The sequence below is a fragment of the Halomonas sp. PA16-9 genome (assembly GCF_009728585.1).
GTDB lineage: Bacteria > Pseudomonadota > Gammaproteobacteria > Pseudomonadales > Halomonadaceae > Vreelandella > Vreelandella titanicae.
Map to the genome: position 1 here is coordinate 56,921 of NZ_CP040451.1, position 18,968 is coordinate 75,888.

Annotated in this window: 10 protein-coding genes and 7 pseudogenes; 5 read left to right on the forward strand and 12 right to left on the reverse strand. The window is 56.3% G+C overall.

Going from position 1 to position 18,968, the window contains the following annotated elements; genetic code table 11:
* Positions 1-98: 98 nt before the first annotated feature.
* The 7 genes and pseudogenes from FDY98_RS00265 to tkt form a co-directional block, all read right to left on the reverse strand.
* Positions 99-1,261, reverse strand: a pseudogene (locus FDY98_RS00265) (phosphoglycerate kinase).
* Positions 1,262-1,337: 76 nt separating this feature from the next.
* The gene (locus FDY98_RS26395) at positions 1,338-1,667 is read right to left on the reverse strand and encodes a hypothetical protein (protein WP_340146609.1); all 330 of its coding nucleotides are present in this window, start codon (positions 1,665-1,667) and stop codon (positions 1,338-1,340) included.
* A gap of 122 nt (positions 1,668-1,789) precedes the next feature.
* Complete coding sequence (locus tag FDY98_RS26400) at positions 1,790-2,083, reverse strand: hypothetical protein (RefSeq protein WP_340146906.1); 294 nt, start codon at positions 2,081-2,083, stop codon at positions 1,790-1,792.
* Between the two features lie 21 nt (positions 2,084-2,104).
* Positions 2,105-2,365, reverse strand: a pseudogene (locus tag FDY98_RS26405) (glyceraldehyde 3-phosphate dehydrogenase NAD-binding domain-containing protein); the annotation flags it as partial.
* A gap of 107 nt (positions 2,366-2,472) precedes the next feature.
* Positions 2,473-3,170: pseudogene (locus FDY98_RS29195) on the reverse strand (LrgB family protein).
* A pseudogene (locus tag FDY98_RS00280) lies at positions 3,155-3,521 on the reverse strand (CidA/LrgA family protein). Before FDY98_RS00280 ends, FDY98_RS29195 begins: the two co-directional pseudogenes overlap by 16 nt.
* Before the next feature lie 11 nt (positions 3,522-3,532).
* Positions 3,533-5,521, reverse strand: a pseudogene (gene tkt, locus FDY98_RS00285) (transketolase).
* A gap of 253 nt (positions 5,522-5,774) precedes the next feature.
* On the opposite strand from tkt, the gene metK reads away from it, so the two are divergent.
* Positions 5,775-6,995, forward strand: a complete 1,221-nt coding sequence (gene metK, locus FDY98_RS00290) for a methionine adenosyltransferase (protein ID WP_027958904.1) — start codon at positions 5,775-5,777, stop codon at positions 6,993-6,995.
* Between the two features lie 125 nt (positions 6,996-7,120).
* Positions 7,121-8,797, forward strand: coding sequence for an NAD-dependent DNA ligase LigB (gene ligB, locus FDY98_RS00295; RefSeq protein ID WP_027958903.1), 1,677 nt, complete (start codon positions 7,121-7,123; stop codon positions 8,795-8,797).
* On the opposite strand, the pseudogene FDY98_RS00300 reads toward ligB, so the two are convergent.
* Positions 8,794-9,728: pseudogene (locus FDY98_RS00300) on the reverse strand (AEC family transporter). The gene ligB and the pseudogene FDY98_RS00300 overlap by 4 nt on opposite strands.
* A 142-nt stretch (positions 9,729-9,870) precedes the next feature.
* Here FDY98_RS00300 and metF point away from each other — a divergent pair.
* Positions 9,871-10,713, forward strand: a complete 843-nt coding sequence (gene metF, locus FDY98_RS00305; RefSeq protein WP_027958901.1) for a methylenetetrahydrofolate reductase [NAD(P)H] — start codon at positions 9,871-9,873, stop codon at positions 10,711-10,713.
* A gap of 100 nt (positions 10,714-10,813) precedes the next feature.
* Here metF and FDY98_RS00310 read toward each other — a convergent pair.
* From FDY98_RS00310 to prlC, 4 genes and pseudogenes are all read right to left on the reverse strand, one after another.
* A pseudogene (locus FDY98_RS00310) lies at positions 10,814-13,012 on the reverse strand (TRAP transporter permease).
* Between the two features lie 103 nt (positions 13,013-13,115).
* Positions 13,116-14,105: a TAXI family TRAP transporter solute-binding subunit gene (locus FDY98_RS00315; protein WP_027958899.1), complete on the reverse strand. Its 990-nt coding sequence runs from the start codon at positions 14,103-14,105 to the stop codon at positions 13,116-13,118.
* A gap of 321 nt (positions 14,106-14,426) precedes the next feature.
* Positions 14,427-14,678, reverse strand: coding sequence for a YheV family putative zinc ribbon protein (locus FDY98_RS00320; protein ID WP_027958898.1), 252 nt, complete (start codon positions 14,676-14,678; stop codon positions 14,427-14,429).
* Positions 14,679-14,734: 56 nt separating this feature from the next.
* On the reverse strand, positions 14,735-16,783 hold the full coding sequence (gene prlC, locus FDY98_RS00325) for an oligopeptidase A (protein WP_027958897.1): 2,049 nt from the start codon (positions 16,781-16,783) through the stop codon (positions 14,735-14,737).
* Positions 16,784-16,976: 193 nt separating this feature from the next.
* On the opposite strand from prlC, the gene FDY98_RS00330 reads away from it, so the two are divergent.
* Both FDY98_RS00330 and FDY98_RS00335 read left to right on the forward strand, forming a co-directional pair.
* Positions 16,977-18,317, forward strand: a complete 1,341-nt coding sequence (locus tag FDY98_RS00330; protein ID WP_027958896.1) for a sodium-dependent transporter — start codon at positions 16,977-16,979, stop codon at positions 18,315-18,317.
* Between the two features lie 48 nt (positions 18,318-18,365).
* Positions 18,366-18,911 carry a gamma carbonic anhydrase family protein gene (locus tag FDY98_RS00335; RefSeq protein WP_027958895.1) on the forward strand — a complete coding sequence of 182 codons (546 nt, stop codon included), beginning with the start codon at positions 18,366-18,368 and terminating at the stop codon, positions 18,909-18,911.
* Positions 18,912-18,968 lie beyond the last annotated feature (57 nt).

The window sequence follows — 18,968 nt, forward strand, 5'->3', positions numbered from 1 at the left end:
CTTATCTATGTTGTAAAGACTGGGTTGTCAAAAGTGGGTTTAAAGACTGAGCTACCAGTTTGAACGATGGTGAGTGTTTAGATTCAAGTCGTGTAATGTTAACCGCGTTTGGCGGCGGCTTCGAGTGCAGCAACAGCAGGCAACTGCTTGCCTTCGACATACTCAAGAAAGGCGCCGCCACCGGTTGAAATGTACGAAACGCGATCCGCAATGGCATATTTATCAATGGCCGCTAAGGTATCGCCGCCACCGGCAATAGAGAAACCTGCGCTATCAGCGATAGCCTGGGCGATTACCTGGGTACCTTTACCGAATTGATCGATTTCAAAGACGCCGACAGGCCCATTCCATAAAATAGTGCCTGCATCCTTAAGCATGCTGGCCAAATGTGCAGCGGTGTCTGGGCCAATATCCAGAATCATCTCGTTATCAGCCACCTGGTCGACCGGCTTGACAACGGCCTTGGCCGACTCAGAAAACTCGGTGGCAACGACAACATCGGTAGGAAGTGGAATCGAGACCTTCCCCATCAGTGCTTTGGCTTGGCCCACCAAATCAGCCTCATGGAGTGATTTACCGACATTGTACCCCGCGGCGGCAATAAAGGTGTTGGCGATGCCGCCGCCGACAATCAGTTGATCACATTTATCAGCCAGCGCGGTGAGGACATCCAGCTTGGTAGAGACCTTCGAGCCGCCGACGATGGCTGCCATGGGCCGAGCCGGGTGTGCCAGCGCTTTCTCAAGTGCATCGAGTTCCTGGGCAAGCAAAGGGCCAGCGCAGGCGCTAGGGGCAAAACGCGCCACGCCATGGGTAGAGGCTTGGGCACGGTGGGCGGTGCCAAAAGCGTCCATCACAAAGATATCGCACAGCGGGCGTACTGTTTCGCCAACTGCTCATCATCTTTTTTCTCGCCGCTGTTAAAGCGCACGTTCTCTAGCAGTACGACGTCGCCATTGGCGAGATCCAGCGTTTCGTCGACCGTTTCACCGAGATAGGCTTTGATCAGCGGCACTGACGGCCTAACAGTTCACCCAGGTGTTCAGCCACCGGCGCCAGGGAAAACTCCTCGGCGGTTCGCCTTCGGTGGGGCGCCCTAAATGGCTCATCAACATCACCTTCGCCCCAGCCTTTGCGGCGGCTTGGATGGTTGGTAGTGCGGCACGCAGGCGGGCGTTGCTAGAGACGCGCCATGTTTGATAGGCACATTCAAATCTTCACGAATCAGCACGCGTTGTCCTTCCAGGGGAAGGTCAGTCATCTTTTTTTACGTTCATGGAAGCGGTTTCCTCGTGTTTAGGCCGTGGAACTCAATATAAACAGTTAATGCAAATAGGTTACGTTTCTGTCGAAAGTCTGGCCAGTCGCTGGCTAATATCGAGCATACGGTTAGCGAACCCCCACTCATTGTCGAACCAGCACAGCAGTTTGATAAGGCGCTTGCCAGCCACTCGGGTTTGGGTAGCGTCCAGGATGCCTGAGCGAGGGTCGTGATTAAAATCAACCGACGCCATAGGCGCTTCAGTATAGCCAAGCACGCCCTTTAAGCGCTGCTGACTGGCGGCCAGCAGCAGGTTATTACATCGTCGCGGTGAGTGTCGCGGCTGACGGTGAGTGCCACGTCCATGGCAGAGACATTGATAGTGGGAACACGTACGTGCAGGCACTCAAGCGGTTCGCAAGATTAGGCATCAAGCGGCTAATACCAGCGCCAAGCCGGTATCCACCGGCACAATGGAGTGCATTGCCGAGCGGGTCAGACGCAGGTCGGTCTGGTGGTAGGCATCGATCACCGGTGGTCATTCATCGCCGAATGAATCGTCGTGGTGACACCGTGCTCAAGGCCGAGAGCTTCATCCAGAACGGTCAACAGCGGCACCAGGCAGTTGGTGGTGCACGAAGCGGCAGAGAGTATGCGCTGGGAAAGCGCCAGCTCGCCTTCATTAATGCCCCACACAATGGTGGCATCGACATCATTTTCCGCTGGCTGGGAAAACAGCAGCCGCTTAGCGCCTGCCGCTAAGTGCAGCTCAGCGGTGGCACGATCTTTAAAGCTCCCGGAGCACTCCAGCACCAGATCCACATCAAGCGTCTTCCAGGGTAACTTGTGTGGATCTTGTTCGCAGAGTACCTGGATGCGCTGGCCGTTGACGATAAGGTACTGACCGTCGTTATCGACGTCACCGGAAAGCGGCCATGGGTGGTGTCGTAACGGTTAGATAGGTGATGTCGCGAGATCAGAGAGTTCATTAATGGCGACCACTTCAAGTTCGGGGTTGTTGCCGCTCGACGAGCGCCGCAACACGCATTGGCCAATGCGTCCGTAACCGTTAATGGCGACGATACCTGGAGCAGAATTAGCCATGCAGAAGGGTGGCTCTTAAAGTGAATCAACAATAATCGAAATAGGCTAGAACTCGTTGTGATGATAACGTATTTCAGCGGACGATTCTTATTAACTGCCGGTGCCTATCAGCTGCCCATGCTTATTAATCGCCAGGCGAGTGGCAGCAGTACTGCGGTGAAAATACCGGTAAGGCTCATGCCCAGTGATGCAAAAGCCCCAGCGGTGGGGCTGATCTCAAATGCTCTTACCGTGCCAATGGCATGGCCGTTAAGCCCCAGGGCGAAACCGATCAAGCGCTCATCGTCAATATGCAGCCAACGCGCAGCGAGGCTGACACAGGAATCGTGATCACCCGGTGACCAGCAGCGCACCCAACAGCAGGGCTACCGTACCACCAAGCTGTTCCGTAATGCCGATAGCGATAGGCGCGGTTACCGATTTAGCGGCAATGGAAGCGAGTATGGTGTCGAGCTGCCCAGTAACCAAGCAATTGCCAGTGAATAGCAAGCTGCCAGCGTTGCGGCGATGGGTAAACAATCGCCAGCGGTCGCCATAATTCAACAATCGCGGCAACTGTTGATAACGGCATACCCAGCGCCACTGTGGCTGGCCCCAATAGCACCGTTTAGCCATGTGGCCCCCTGCTGATAGGTAGCGTAGGCAGCCCTATCAGCGCTAACGCTCCCCCAGTAGCAGCGCCGCGATCAAAATAGCGGGAAGCCAAGAAGGGCGCTTTAAACGCTGAACAGAGCACTACCAAGCAAATAAGCGGCGAGCGTTAACCCCCCGCAAATAGCGGGGTGGTGGTTAATAAAGTGAGCAGCGGTGTATCAGCGGAACATGCGGCTGCCCGATTAGTCGCTTGAGCAGCCACAGCGTGGTTATCACGCTGAGTAACGTACCCAACACAAAGGCAATAAGAATGGCACTCCACTGCCCAGCCAGTTCGCCGATGATGAAAAACACTCCTACAACCCCGGGCATAATCAGCATAGCGAGGAGCGCAATAAGCGGCTGGGCGTCAGCGGCAATGCTGCTAGGGACACGGCCGGACGGCGAGCGTAGCGCAGAGCAGCAACATGCCGATCACGCCTGACGAGATCGGCAAAGCGGTGAAGTGGATTACCACTTCACCGATAAGCCAGTAGCTAATCAGCCATAGGAAGCCACTGATGCTGGCATGGCTTAGCCGAGTAGTTCGTTGGCTTGCTTGACCACATTGTCGACGGTAAAGCCGAAGTGCTTGAACAGATCCCCCGCTGGTGCGGATTCACCGTAGGTGGTCATGCCGATCACGCGGCCGTCAGACCCACATACTTGTACCCAGTAGTCGGCATGGGCGGCTTCGATGGCGATACGCTTGGTCACCGCCTTAGGCAACACGCTCTCACGGTACTCGGCGTCCTGGCCGTTAAAGCGATAGGCCGAGGGCATGGAGGACCACGCGTACCGCTTTGCCCTGCTGCTCGAGCTCGGCGGCGGCGTCCATCGCCAGGCCGACTTCAGAACCGGTGGCAATCAGAATCAACTCCGTTCCTTCGCTGTCCTTAAGAACGTACGCACCGTTCTGAATGGCTGCCAACTGAGCTTTAGTGCGCTGCTGGTGGGGCAGGTTCTGGCGTGACAGCACCAGCGCCGTGGGGCCAGAGTGACGCTTGATGGCCGCATCCCAGGCGGCGGCGGTTTCGACCGCATCACAGGGACGCCAGGTATTGAGGTTCGGCGTGGTACGCAGGCTGGTGAGCTGCTCAATGGCTGGTGAGTCGGGCCATCTTCACCCAGGCCGATGGAGTCGTGGGTAAACACGTAAATCACCTGCTGGCCCATCAGCGACGCCATGCGAATCGAGTTACGCATGTACTCCATAAAGATCAGGAAGGTTGCACCGTAAGGTACCAGACCGCCGTGCAGGGCGATGCCGTTCATGACCGCCCCCATGCCGAACTCACGCACACCGTAGTGCAGGTAGTTGCCGCTTGCATCTTCTGGGGTAATCGCTTTGGCGCCTTTCCAGAAGGTCAGGTTAGACGGCGCCAGGTCGGCACTGCCGCCCAGCAGTTCCGGCATTTGCGGGCCGATCACATTGAGTGCTTCAAACGAGGCTTTGCGTGACGCAATGGTCTCGCCGCGCTCTTGGGCCTGCTCGATCAAGGCTTCGGTGGGCAGTTCCGCGGGCAACTGACGTTTCATCCGGCGGGTGAACTCCCGCGCTTCTGTGGGGAAGGCTTCCGCGTAGCGGGCAAACCGCGCGTCCCACGCCTGCTGAGCCGCTTTGCCCGCTTCACGGGCATCCCAGGCGGAGTAGATCGGCTCGGGAATATGGAAGGGCGCATGGGGCCAGTCGAGCTGAGTGCGTGCCAGGGCCACTTCGTCGTCGCCTAAGGGGGCGCCGTGGGCGTCTTCCTTGCCCTGCTTGTTGGGGGCACCAAAGCCAATGATGGTCTTGCAGATAATCAGGCTCGGCTTATCGTCGTGGCTCTTGGCCAGCTCAATAGCGGCTTTAACCTCTTCAGGCTTGTGGCCATCCACATTGGGCACCACGTGCCAGCCGTAAGCTTCAAAACGCTTGGCGGTATCGTCGGTGAACCAGCCTTCCACTTCGCCATCAATGGAGATGCCGTTATCGTCGTATACAGTGATCAGCTTACCCAACTGCTGGGTACCGGCCAGCGAGGCCGCTTCGTGGGAGATACCTTCCATTAAGCAGCCGTCACCTACAAAGCACCATGTGTGGTGATCGACGATGGTGTGGCCGGGGCGGTTAAACTGCGCCGCCAGAGTTTTTTCCGCGATGGCAAAGCCCACGGCATTGGCAAAACCCTGACCCAGTGGGCCAGTGGTGGTTTCAATGCCGGGCGCGTAGCCGAATTCCGGGTGGCCCGCGGTGGGCGAATGCAGCTGGCGGAAATTCTGCAGCTGTTCCAGGCTTAGCTCGTAGCCGCTGAGGTGGAGCAGCGAGTAAAGCAGCATGGAGCCGTGGCCATTGGAGAGCACAAAGCGGTCACGATCGGCCCACTTGGGGTCTTCGGGATTGTGCTTGAGGTAGTCATTCCATAGCACCTCGGCGATATCAGCCATACCCATGGGGGCGCCCGGGTGGCCGGATTTGGCCTTCTGAACGGCATCCATGGACAGGGCGCGAATGGCATTGGCTAGCTCAAAACGGGACGGCATGGGGTGCTCCTCGCCTGAAAACAGAAATTATAAAGGCGCTATTGTCGCTGACTTCCCATGTTGCGGCAAATGTAGCGGCAAATTCTGGGGATCACGTTCTGGGAAGCATCGCCGACAGCGTGTAGACTCTGCCTCCCGACGCGGTAGAAAAGTAATGCTATCGCTTCACTAATACGGGCAGGGGACACCTGCCATGATTTCCTGCTGATGCTGTGGATTAAATACAGCCGTCATACAGAGGGTAGAGTGCGCGATGAGCGAATATTCCCTGTTTACCTCCGAGTCCGTCTCCGAAGGTCATCCCGATAAGATTGCCGATCAGATCTCTGACGCAGTGCTAGATGCCATTATCGCCCGCGATAAACAGGCCCGCGTTGCCTGTGAAACCATGGTGAAAACCGGGGTGGCGATCATTGCCGGTGAAATTACCACCTCCGCCTGGGTCGATTTAGAAACCCTCGTGCGTGATGTGATTATCAGCATTGGCTATAACTCGTCCGACGTGGGCTTTGACGGCGCGACCTGCGGCGTGGTTAACCTGATTGGCAAGCAGAGTGTCGAGATTGCCCAAGGCGTTGACCGCAGCAAACCGGAAGATCAGGGCGCTGGCGACCAGGGCTTGATGTTTGGCTACGCGACTAACGAAACCGACTCTTTTATGCCGGCACCGATCCACTACTCTCACAGGCTGGTCGAACGTCAGGCCGAACTGCGTAAAAATGGCCTGTTGCCGTGGCTACGCCCGGATGCCAAGAGTCAGGTAACCTTCCGCTATAACGCCGAAGGCCAGCCCTGCGGTGTCGATGCCATCGTTCTCTCTACCCAGCACGACCCAGATATTGATCAGGAAGACCTGCGCAAAATGATCAAGCGCGAGGTCATCGAGCAGGTGATCCCCGCTGAGTGGTTGGATGACAGCACCCAGTACCATATCAACCCGACCGGCAAATTCGTGATTGGCGGCCCGGTAGGTGATTGTGGGCTGACTGGACGTAAAATTATCGTCGACACCTATGGCGGCATGGCACGCCACGGTGGTGGTGCGTTCTCGGGCAAAGACCCCTCTAAAGTGGATCGCAGCGCTGCCTATGCGGGCCGCTATGTGGCCAAGAATGTGGTGGCCTCAGGCCTGGCTGACAAGTGTGAGATTCAGGTCTCCTACGCGATTGGCGTTGCCGAGCCGACGTCGGTCTCCATCGATACCTTCGGCACCGGTAAAATTGACGATGCCAAGATCGTTGCACTGGTTCGCGAGCACTTTGATCTGCGCCCCTACGCGATCACCAAAATGCTTGACCTGCTGCACCCGATGTATCAGCTCACCGCCGCTTACGGCCACTTTGGCCGGGCACCGTTCGAGCACAGCTACACCTGGAACGATGATAAAGGCCAAGCGCATACCGAAACCTTTACCGCCTTCCCGTGGGAAAAGATTGATAAGGCTGAAGCACTGCGTAAGGCCGCCGGTTTGTAAGAGATTCGCTACACCGTTTGTAAGAAATGGATTAAATCGCCCCTTTGGCTTCGGCCGAGGGCTTTTTTTATGTCCGTTGCGTTAGGCTAAGCCTAAAAGCTGATGTGTTACCGCGGGGGTAAGCAATGTTGTTGAGTGTACGAACTTGGCTATTGGGTAGCCTTATCTGGCTTGTCACTTTTTCCGCACAGGCTGCCCAATGCCCTGATTGGCCGGAGGAGCGCCTAAGCCGCGAAAGCAAGGCGCTGGCTGAGCAGGTTCACCGCTGGGACACTGCCTACCATGACGAGGGCGCCGCGCTGATCGATGATGCCCTTTACGACCAAGCGGTTGAGCGCCTAGCCACTTGGCAGCGTTGCCTGGGCACTGTACCGGACCATCGCCCGCTTACACGCGTTACACGTAGCAGCGGCACTCTTGAGCATCCGGCTGCGCAGCGTGGGCTTGATAAAGCCGATGACGATGGCGTCAGACGTTTTACCAGCCGCCGCGAAGACCTGTGGATCCAGCCCAAAGTGGACGGCGTGGCGATTACGTTGCGCTATGAAAATGGCGAACTGGTCGAAGCCGTTAGCCGTGGCGACGGCGAGCGGGGCCAGGACTGGACAGTCCGTGCCCAACAGATACCTGCCATTCCCAATACGCTACCCGAGCCTATTTCTGCAGTGCTCCAAGGCGAGCTGTATTGGCGGTTAACCCAACACGTGCAGTCGCGTTCACCCGCATCGGGTGCCCGGGGTGCCGTGGCGGGAGCAATGGCGCAATCCTCCCCCACAGCGGCCACCCTTGAGCGTATTGGCCTGTTTGTCTGGGGCTGGCCCGATGGCCCTACCGCAATGCAGGAACGTTTAGCACGGCTAAGTGAACTGGGCTTTGATAGCGCTGACTACACTCATCCACTGGATGACCGCCATGATGCCGGTTATTGGCGCGATAGTTGGTTTAACGGGCCGTTGCCGTTTGCCACCGACGGGGTGGTGATTAAGCAAGCCGAGCGACCCGGTGTACGCCGCTGGTCATCATCACCGCCTGAATGGGCCATTGCCTGGAAATATCCCGCCCAGCAGGCGCTAGCGGAAGTGCGCGGCATTGAGTTTCGCGTTGGGCGCACTGGGCGTGTGACGCCGCTGGTGTGGCTTAATCCGGTGCTGCTGGAGGGGCGGCGTATTAGCCGCGTCTCGTTAGGCTCACTGGAGCGCTGGGAGTCACTGGATGTCCGTCCCGGTGACCAAGTGGCGATTTCGCTAGCGGGATTAACGATTCCCCAGTTAACCGAGGTGGTGTGGCACACTCAGGAGCGCTCGCCGCTGACACCGCCTTCACCCCAGCGCTTTAACCTGCTGAGCTGCTTTGAATTAACGCCCGGCTGCGATGATCAATTGCTGGCGCGGCTTAGCTACCTTGGCGAGCAGCTTGGTATGCAGGGTATCGGTGAAGGTACTTGGCAAGCGCTAATGGATGCGGGCGTAGTCACGCATTTACTGGACTGGCTGGATGTCGAACCGCGCCAGCTGCAACAGGCCTACGGCATTGGTGAGGCGACCGCTGAAACGTTACTGGAACAGTTTCAAGTCGCCAAGGGCAAGTCGTTTTCGGCCTGGTTAAGCGCGCTGGGGGCGCCGCCAGGTAGCGAGTCGGTTCGCGGGGATTGGGATGAGCTAGCGGGCTACCAGCGCGCACAGTGGCAAGCCGTTCCCGGCGTTGGCCCGGTTCGCGCTGACGCGCTGGTAGCATTTTTTAGCCACCCCGAGATACAACACATGGCTCGACAGCTTAACGAAGCAGGTGTGGCTGGTTTTTAGCCTAGTCCTGTGAGACGCAGCATCAAACCCAGATAAAGCGGAATCAGCAGCGGCGCGAGCAGTGTCGTCACCAGCACCGCTAATGCGCCTTTTTGCGGTTGAATGCCCAGCTCCATGGCCACCACCACTACGTTGGAAGCCATGGGTACCACGCCTATCAACAGCAGCGCCATGGCCAGCTCCGTGGAAAGAGGTGCCGCCCACTGTAGTATTAAAGCGGCCCCCAACATAACGAGCGGCCAGAGCAGGTAGCGAAGACCCAGGCAGGCGGCTACAAAGCGTGAATCCCAGGCGGCAAGCGTTACTTGGCTAAGCGTCATGCCAATAATCATCATGCCCAGCAGTGTGTAGGTGGCGGGGAAGACTTGCAGCGAACTCATTACTGCAACGGGTATGGTTATTTCAAGGGCGCTAAGCAGTAACGCGAATAGGAACGCATAGATAAGCGGTAAGCGAGAAATTTTGATCAAACTCTCACGTACGGAAAAACGTCCGCGTGCGCTAAGGTAAAAGCCCACGGTGAATTCGTAAATATTAATCCCCAGCATACAGAACAGGTAAAGAGTAACGCCTTCAGGGGGAGCAAAATCAGCGCAATCGGTAGGCCGAAATAGCCGGTATTACCCGTTCCTGAGGAGAACGCCAGCAGAGCAGCCTCCTGTTCACCAAAACGGTGGCGAGTAATACGCTGTACCACCAGTGCCATCAGGCTTGCCAGAATGAACAGTGCTAATGTGAGTAAGAGGTAGTCAGGTGTTGGGCCGCCGTTCATCAGCGCGCGAAAAATCGTAAAAGGCGCTATCAGGTAAACCAGCAGCGTCGCAATCGGGCGAGGATCTAGCTTGAGTCGTTGGGCGGCGAGCCAGCCTAGCCCCACGTAGCTGAGTAGCATGAGTAGCGGCCCAACGAGCGCCCCAGGTGCAAGATCCATTTATCCTCCCGTCGTATGTGGTGGCCCGCTAACATGAGCCGAATTAAAGGCCAAGCGTGGAATCTTTCATTAGCCCCAGCGCGCTGGAACAGCGAGAATACCTCAAAATATCATCACTTTTGATCACTAATAAGGAAACCCCATGAGCAGCCATGAGCATCCGCTAGGTATCAGCTTTGAATTCTTTCCGCCCAGTACCGATGCTGGGCGCGACAAGCTGATCCACGTTCGCGATGAACTGGCCGCCCGAAAACCACGTTTTTTCTCAGTTACTTACGGTGCTGGTGGGTCTACCCAAGCGCGTACCCGTGAGGTGGTGCGTGCGGTCGGTGAAAGTGGTATTAATACCGCCCCGCATCTCTCCTGCATTGGCAGTGAAAAAGCGCAGTTGCGTGATCTGCTGGCGCAGTACCGCGAGGAAGGGGTCGAGAGCCTCGTCGCGCTGCGTGGTGATATGCCCTCAGGTATGGGAAGCATTGGTGAGCTACGTTATGCCAACGAACTGGTTGAGTTTATTCGCGCGGAGACGGGCGACCATTTCGACATCGCAGTGGCTGCTTACCCTGAATCTCATCCACAGGCGCCTAATCTTGATAAGGATGTGGAAAACTTTGCGCGTAAAATGAAGGCGGGCGCCAATATGGCCATCACCCAGTACTTCTTCACCGCTGACGCCTATTTCAACTTCGTTGATAAAGCCCGCGCGCTGGGCGTCGAGCAGCCGATTATTCCCGGTATCATGCCGATTACCAACTACACCAAGCTGGCGCGTTTCTCTGACGCCTGTGGAGCCGAGATCCCGCGCTGGATTCGCAAGCAGCTGGAGTCCTATGGCGACGACAGCGAAGCGATTGCTGCCTTTGGCACCGATGTAGTGAGCCGTCTTTGCCAGCGATTGCTGGAGGGCGGCGCGCCAGGCCTGCACTTCTACACGCTTAACCAGGCGGCGCCGGTGCTGAGAATCGTCGATAACCTGGCTGGTTAACCAAGCCGCTTTATTTGCTTACCTTGTGCCCATTAAAAACCCTGCTCAACCATTGTTGAGCAGGGTTTTTTTACGCTTAGCGTTTAGCGGCTTAAACCAATCAGCCAGCTTGCGCCGTTTTGCTACCACCGCCGTTCACCTTACGCTGCATCATGAATAGCACGATACCAATCGCAAGGCCGGCAATGTCGGTATAGATACCGCCGTAGATTAAAAACAGCGCGCCTACCAGCATGACGACACGCTGCACTAGGTTAACGGGGCCAAAGAACCATTTCTGTACCATGCCTGAAAGCAGCACAATGCCCAGCGTTGCAGTTAACCCAACGCGCAGGATCTGCATCGGTGAGCCTTCCATCAGCATGGCCGGGCTGTAGAAGAACATAAACGGCACAATGAACGCGGCCAAGCCAATCTTGAACGAGGCCACCGAGGTGCCCATGGGTTGTCGCCGGAGATACCGGCCGCGGCATAGGAGGCCAAGGCAACAGGGGGGGTAATCGCGGAGACGACCGCAAAATAGAACACAAAGAAGTGAGCAATCAGCGGCTCAATGCCGATATTGATCAAGCCGGGAGCGACCACGGAAGCGGCCACCGCATAGGCAGCAGTAGTAGGCATACCCATGCCGAGTAGAATACTGATCAGCATGGCGAACACTAGTGCCAGCAGTTGGCTCACGCCCGCTAAGCCAAGTAGCAGTGACGAGAAACGCGCGCCCACACCGGTCAGCGAGATAACCCCGACGATTAAGCCCGCGCAGGCGCACACGGCGATAATCTGAATCGACATAGTGCCCGCTATTTGCAGCGCTTTAAGAATCGCCCGAAATCCCATTTTATTGGGTGATAGCCAGCTAACCACCGCGGCTGACGCGGTTGCCAAGGTGCCCGCGCGGATCACCGAGTAGCCCATAAACAGGGCGACAATCAGGATAATAATCGGCGCGAACAGATAGACCTGTTTTACCAGCTTCGAGAACAGCGGAATCTCATCTTTGCGCATGCCACGCATGCCTTTACGGGCGGCTTCAAAGTCGACCATAAAATAGATAGAGGCAAAATACAGAATCGCCGGAATAACAGCGGCAAGGGCGATTTCGGTATAGGGAATACCGGTCACTTCGGCCATGATGAACGCGCCCGCGCCCATAATCGGCGGCATGATTTGCCCACCGGTTGAGGCGGCTGCCTCAATCGCGCCTGCGCTACGTGATGGGTAGCCGACTTTCTTCATCAGGGGAATGGTCAATGAGCCGGTGGAAACCACGTTACCTGCCGAAGTACCGTTAATCATACCCATCAAGCCAGAGGCAAAAATGGCCACCTTGGCAGGGCCACCACGGGCACGGCCAGCTGCGGCAAAGGCAAAGTTAACGAAGTAGTCGCCTACTTTAGAGGCCTGTAGGAAGGCAGCAAAAATAATGAACAGAATAATATAGGTCGACGACACGGCGGTGGTGGGCCGAGAATGCCTGCGTCGGTATACACCTGGCTAAAGAAGCGCTGTAGTGACAGCCCCGGATAGCCTAAAAAGCCTGGCAGATAGGGCCCGGCGAAAACGTAGGTCAGGAAAACCGCAGAAATAACCACCAGGGCCAGGCCTGCGACCCGGCGGGTGAGCTCCAGAATCAGTAGTGAGCCCGCAATCGCCGCCCAGGAAATGCCTGACGGTGCGAAAGAGGTACCCGTCGACATGCGGATATTGGTGTTATAAGCCACTAACAAATAACCAGCGCTGGCCAGCGCGCAGACCATCAGTACCAAGTCTGCAGGATTGAAGCGATGCCGTGCCTGACGATAAAACCATGACAACACAACAGCCGCCGCTGTCGTTGCCATTAGCGGGTAGCCGTAGTGCCAGTTTTCAATGCTCGGGTCGATGCGCATGGCGCCGCCGCTGAGTGTTTGATACATCAACAGAACTTGCGCCAGAGTATAGGCGGCAGGAATCAGTAACGCGTAGCTAAGCCATTTGATCCAGGCACCTGACGCCTGGTGATCGTCGTCGGCAAAACGGGCACCGGAAAAGAGCCCGTAACCGAGAATAAGTGCACCGGCAATATGCACGATACGAAACGACCAGGTTTCCATCGGATACACGTTGAGTGAAATCAGATGGAAACTTGAGTAAGCGATTGCTAATGCCGCAAACAGTAGGAACTGCCAGCCCGTAAACAGGCGGCGATTGGGTTCAACAACGTCTTCATCGACACCATCGGCAATGGACTCTGGTATCACTGACGCCGCGTGGGCATCATCCTTGAGATCATTGGGTCTTGGTCGGTTTTGTGACTCATTAGAGTTCACCCTCACAGCAAAAGCAGACAAAGGGGTAGCAGCAGCGAAAGCTGCCCCGCCCGGCTGGGCCGGAAACGGGGCAGTCAGAACGGTAAACGTTGCTTAGTTGATCATGTCATCAGCAATTTCATAGCCGTTCTCTTCGTACCAGCGTGCAGCGCCGGGGTGAAACGGCAGCACGGTGTTGTGCTTGATGTTTTCTGGAATGGTGGTTTCAGCGCTGCGGTGCACAGAGCGCATGCGGTCGTTGTTTTCCATCGTCGCCTTGGTGACTTCATAAACGAAATCTTCCGGCAGGTCGCAGCCTGCGATAGCGAAGTTCCACATGGAGACAGCGCGGGCATCTTCTTCCAGCGTCGTATAGGTGTTGGCCGGAATCATGAATTCAGCTACGGGGAAGTTTTCCAGCACCGTGGCCAGCTCTTCCTCGTTAAACTCAATAATGTTGACGTCAGTTTGTACTTCTAACTGGCTAACGGCGGGAATCGGAATACCGGCAGCGAAGGCGACCACGTCAAGCAGGCCATCCTGCAGTTGACCGCCCAAGTCTGACCAACCGCCGTTGCGACGCTCAAAGTTAACGCCCAGGGTTTCTAGAATCGCTGGGAAGTAGGTGTCAGAGGTCGAGGCAGCCGGGCCAAAACCGATGCGCGCGCCATCAGGAATGTCGGAAATTGACTCAATACCGCTGTCAGAAAGCGCGGTAATGGAGAATGGCGTTTCGTACATGGGGAACATGGCACATACATTGTCCATCTTCATTCCAGGCGCTAGCGGACTTTCACCTTTAACGGCATCAGAAGCAGGGCCCATGGTGGTTAAGCCAAATGCCATATCGCCTGTGTGCACCAGTGCCAGGTTTTGAGTCGGGCCACCGGTGACTTCACCACCGCCAGATACACCCAGCTCATCAGCGATAAAATTGGCCCAGCCTGAACCGTAGACGAAGTAAGTGCCGCCTTGGCTAGCGGTGCCCACGGTAAAGTTATCGGGCCAATCAGAGCGGTCTGCTTGCGCTTGGGCACTGCTGGCGGCTACAAGCAGAGCGCTGCTGGCGAGAAGAGTGAACGTTTTAGGCATATGTTTGCGCATGGCGAAAATTCCTAGCTGTTATTGGGGTTATATACTGACAGCGTCGATAAATGCGGCCAGTCGATACTGCGTTAAGCAGGGTATCCAAGGTATATAACAGCGATAGTTGTGCCATTTAAAGGTTATGATTTTTAAATCAGATGCTTATGAATTTTTTATTCAACTTTGGTGGAAAGCACTTTTTGTCATAGTGTCCGATTGTTCGCACGACAATGGTTATTTAGTGTGCGGATAACCGCACATAAATGGTGTTGCCTGTACGCTATCGGCTTGTGGGGCGGTCAGGAAAGAGTGAACACGCCATCCTTGGCGGGGAGGGGGTTAACGCGAGGATTTACCTGGATCCAAAATACGCACGGGTTGCACATCCTGCTGCTTCTGATCGTCACGTACCTGGTTGACCCGGGTGGTCATTTCGGTAAGCGCATCCTCTTCGATGGGCAGTTGCTCGAAGAAATCGCAACTGACGCATTCTCGGTAGCGAATACCGTTTTGCTCCCAGGCACGGATCCGATCCATCGCCGCGCAGCGCGGGCAAGTAACACCGGCGATAAAGCGTTTCACACTAGACATCATTAGACTCCAAGAGCGCGCCTTCTAAGTGGAGGGCGCGCATAGGTTTTGCAGATTTAAGCAGCGCGAATGCCGCTATGGCGCAGTAGCGGTTCGACGCTCGGCTCTCGGCCTCGAAAGGCGACAAACAGGTCGGCTGCATCGCGGGCGCCGCCCTGCTCCAGGATTTCGCGACGAAAGCGCTGGCCCGTTTCAGGATCGAAAATACCGGTCTCTTCAAAGGCGCTCCAGGCGTCCGCCGAGAGCACTTCAGCCCACTTGTAGCTGTAGTAACCAGCCGCATAGCCACCGGCAAACACGTGGCCAAAACTATTTTGGAAGCGGTTGAATGGCACTTTCGGCAGCACAGACACCGCTTCGCGCACCTCATCTAACAAGGCTTGCACATCGCTGGCGCTGGGGGCGCTAAGTTCATGGTGCAGACGCAGATCAAACAGCGAGAACTCGATTTGGCGCATCATACCCATGGCTGACTGGAAATTCTTGGCTGCCTGCAGGCGCTCAAGCAGCTCTGCTGGCAGCGGTTCACCACTATCCACGTGTTTGGCGAGTAGATCTAAGCCTTCACGCTCCCAGCAGTAGTTTTCCATAAACTGGCTGGGCAGCTCTACGGCATCCCAAGCGACGCCGTTAATGCCGGAAATATCGGCGATCTGCTGCTGGGTCAGCATATGGTGGAGGCCATGGCCAAACTCATGGAACAGCGTGGTGACTTCGTCGTGGGTGAGCAGTGCCGGGCGGCCGTTTACCGGGGCAGTAAAGTTGCAGGTCAGGAAGGCGACGGGCAGTTGCAGACCCTGCTCGGTTTGACGACGCACCCGGCAGTCGGCCATCCAGGCACCGCCACGCTTACCTTCGCGGGCGTAGAGATCCAGATAGAAACCGGCAATGGGTTGGCCGTTTTCGGTGAGGCGGAAATAGCGCACGTCATCATGATAGCGGGGTGCTTGGGTATCTTCTTCAAAGCGCACGCCGTAAAGGCGTTCAACCACCTGAAACAAGCCATCGATTACCTGGGGTGCTGGAAAATAGGGGCGTAATTGCTCCTGGGAGATCGAGTGGCGCGCTTCGCGTAGTTTTTCGCTGGCATAGGCAACATCCCACGGTTCCAGCGTCTCTAGGCCGAGTTCATCTCGGGCATAGGCAGTGAGTTCTGCAAACTCCTCCTTCGCCTGAGGCAACGCACGGCGGGCTAAGTCGTTGAGAAAATCGAGCACCTGCTCAGGAGATTCCGCCATTTTGGTGGTGAGAGAGTAATCGGCATAAGTGGCAAAACCGAGCAGTTGGGCCATCTCATTGCGCAGTGCCAGGATCTCTTCCATGATCGCCGCGTTATCGAATTTGCCCGCATCTGGGCCTTCATCAGATGCACGGGTAACAAAAGCGGTGTAGACCTCCCGGCGCAGCTCGCTGTTATCGGCATAGCTAATCACCGGGAAGAAGCTGGGGAAATCCAGGGTAATACGGTAGCCCGCAATGCCTTTCGCCTCGGCGGTGGCTTTTAAGGTGTCGAGAGCACTTTCCGGCACCCCCGCTAACGTCTCTTGGCTATCGATGTCCTTGTGCCATGCCTGGGTAGCATCCAGCACGTTATTGGAGAACTGATTTGACAGCAGTGAGAGCCGCGACTGAATCTCGCCGTAGCGGGCTTTCTGGTCAGCAGGAAGATCAACACCGGCAAGGCGGAAATCGCGTAGGGCGTTCTCCACGGTGCGCCGCTGTGCGGCATCCAGGTGCTTCCAGGCCGGGCCATCTTTCAATGCTTGCCAGCCACGAAACAACCCTTCGTGCTGGCCTACCCAGGTGCCGAAGTCGGAGAGCTTCCCAAGGCATGCCTGATACGCTTCGCGCATTTCCGGCGAGTTCATGGTGCCATTGAGGTGCGAAACCGGTGACCACGCCTTGGTGAGCCGATCATTCACCGCTTCAAGGGGCGCTGCAAAAGTGTCCCAGGTAGGCGGGGTAGCGGCTGCCTGCTCGGCGAGGCGATCAATGGCCTCTCGGCTTTCGCTTAGCAGCGTCTCCACGGCAGGCTCCACGTGCTCGGCGCGAATCTCAGCAAAGGGGGGCAGCGCGTGCGTTTCAAGCAGCGGATTGGTGGACATGGGCACCTCGATTGGCATCGTTTTAAAAACCGTTAGTGAGCGCAAAACGCGCAATAATAATGACACAGTGCGGGCGGTGGTGCTGTGTTTCAATGTTAGCCTCAACAACTATGTTTAATGCCAGGGTTTGGCCTGCACGCGAGCGCCTGCTAGTCTTGCCGCCTTTTAATGCCACCAATGGCAGGAGCATGTGATGAGCGAAACGCTGGAGCGCTGGGGGTCGAAGCGGGCCTTTATCTTGGCGGTAACAGGTGCTGCGGTGGGGTTAGGCAACATCTGGCGCTTCCCTTACGTGGCCGGAGAGAACGGCGGTGCGGCGTTTTTACTGATTTATGTGGCGTTTGTGCTGCTGCTGGGTATCCCGGTCATGATGGCGGAGATACTGATTGGCCGTGCCGGGCGACGCGGGCCAATGCAAGCGTTGAGTGCCTTGGCGGCCGAGGCGGGGGCTTCGCCTCGCTGGCGCTGGTTGGGGCTATTCGGGGCGTTCACCGTGTTCTGCATTTTATCTTTCTACTCGGTGGTGTCCGGCTGGTCGATTGAGTTTTTGGTGGCCTCTGTTAACGGCCATTTCAATGGCGCGAGTGCCGCAGAGATTGGCGCCGGTTTTGAAGCCTTCTTGGCCAACCCTGGGCTGCTGATCTTCAACCACTCGCTATTTCTGTTTATGACCATGACGGTCGTGGCGGCGGGTGTTGCCAAGGGGTTAGAGCGGCTGAATAACCTGCTGATGCCGCTGCTGTATCTGTTGTTGCTGCTATTAGCGGGCTATGCCGCGACGACTGATGGCTTTGCCCCCGCCTTGGCGTGGCTGTTTTTACCCTCTTTCGAGGCGATAACCCCCGCGGTGGTGGTTCACGCCATGGGGCACGCGTTCTTTACTTTGGCGGTGGGCGCCTGTGCTTTGATGGCGTATGGCGCTTATATGCCGGAAGAGCAAAGCCTGCCTAAAGCCGCTGTGGCAGTCGCCGTACTCGATATTAGCGTGGCGTTACTGGCGGGGATCGCTATTTTCTCGGTGGTATTTGCTCAAGGCATGGATCCCACTGATGGCCCAGGGTTAATGTTTGTCACCCTGCCCATTGCGTTTTCTGAGTTGCCCTGGGGCTCTGTATGGCTGAGCGTGTTCTTCTTGCTGCTGCTACTGGCCACCTGGACATCGGCCATTAACCTCGCGGAGCCGATGGTCGCAACGTTACAGGGTTTGGGGCTGCGTCGCAGTATCTCGACTGCCATTGTGGCGCTCAGCGTCTGGTTGATCGGGCTGTTATCGGCCTTCTCTTTTTCAACCCTGGCGGAATTTCGGCCGCTATTTGGACGCAATGTCTTCGAGCTTGTCAGCAGTATACCGCCGGATGTTTTCCTGCCTTTGGGCGGCCTATTGATAGCCGTTTTTGCGGCTTGGGTAATGCCTCGCGATAGAGTGGTGAGCGCGTTAGGCATTGGTGAAAGTGGCTATCTGGTGTGGCGCAATATCATTCGCTGGGTGTCGATTCCGCTGACCTTTATTGTTCTGCTGGCCGGGTTGCTATAGTGGGGTAACTGAATTCTCTAAGCTATCCAACAACCCTAGGAGCGAGTTATGAGTAGTGCATTAAGGCCCTATCAAGGTATGGAACCCCAATTGGGTGAGCGCGTTTATATTGATCCGGCCAGTGTGGTCATTGGTGATGTGGTGATGGGTGACGACTGCTCTGTCTGGCCGATGACGGTTATCCGTGGCGATATGCACCGTATTCGTATCGGTGCGCGTACCAGCGTGCAGGACGGCAGCGTGCTACATATTACCCACGCCAGTGATTTTAGTCCGGAGGGGTTTCCGCTCACCATTGGCGATGATGTGACCATCGGCCATAAAGCGATACTGCATGGCTGCACCTTGGGAAGTCGGATCCTGGTAGGGATGGGCGCGATTGTAATGGATGGCGCGGTCGTTGAGGACGAGGTCATTATTGCCGCAGGCGCCGTGGTAACGCCGGGTAAGCATTTGGAGAGTGGCTATGTGTATGCCGGTAACCCCGCCAAAGCGATGCGACCACTCAAAGACAAAGAGCGTGCTTTCTTTCCCTATACCGCAGGTAACTACGTTAAATTGAAAGACCGCTTTCTGGCCGAAGTCACCCGCTAGCGACTTTTTCTAAGCTTTCCCTAAGCGATTGCTAAGCCAACCTTTTTTCTTAAATTA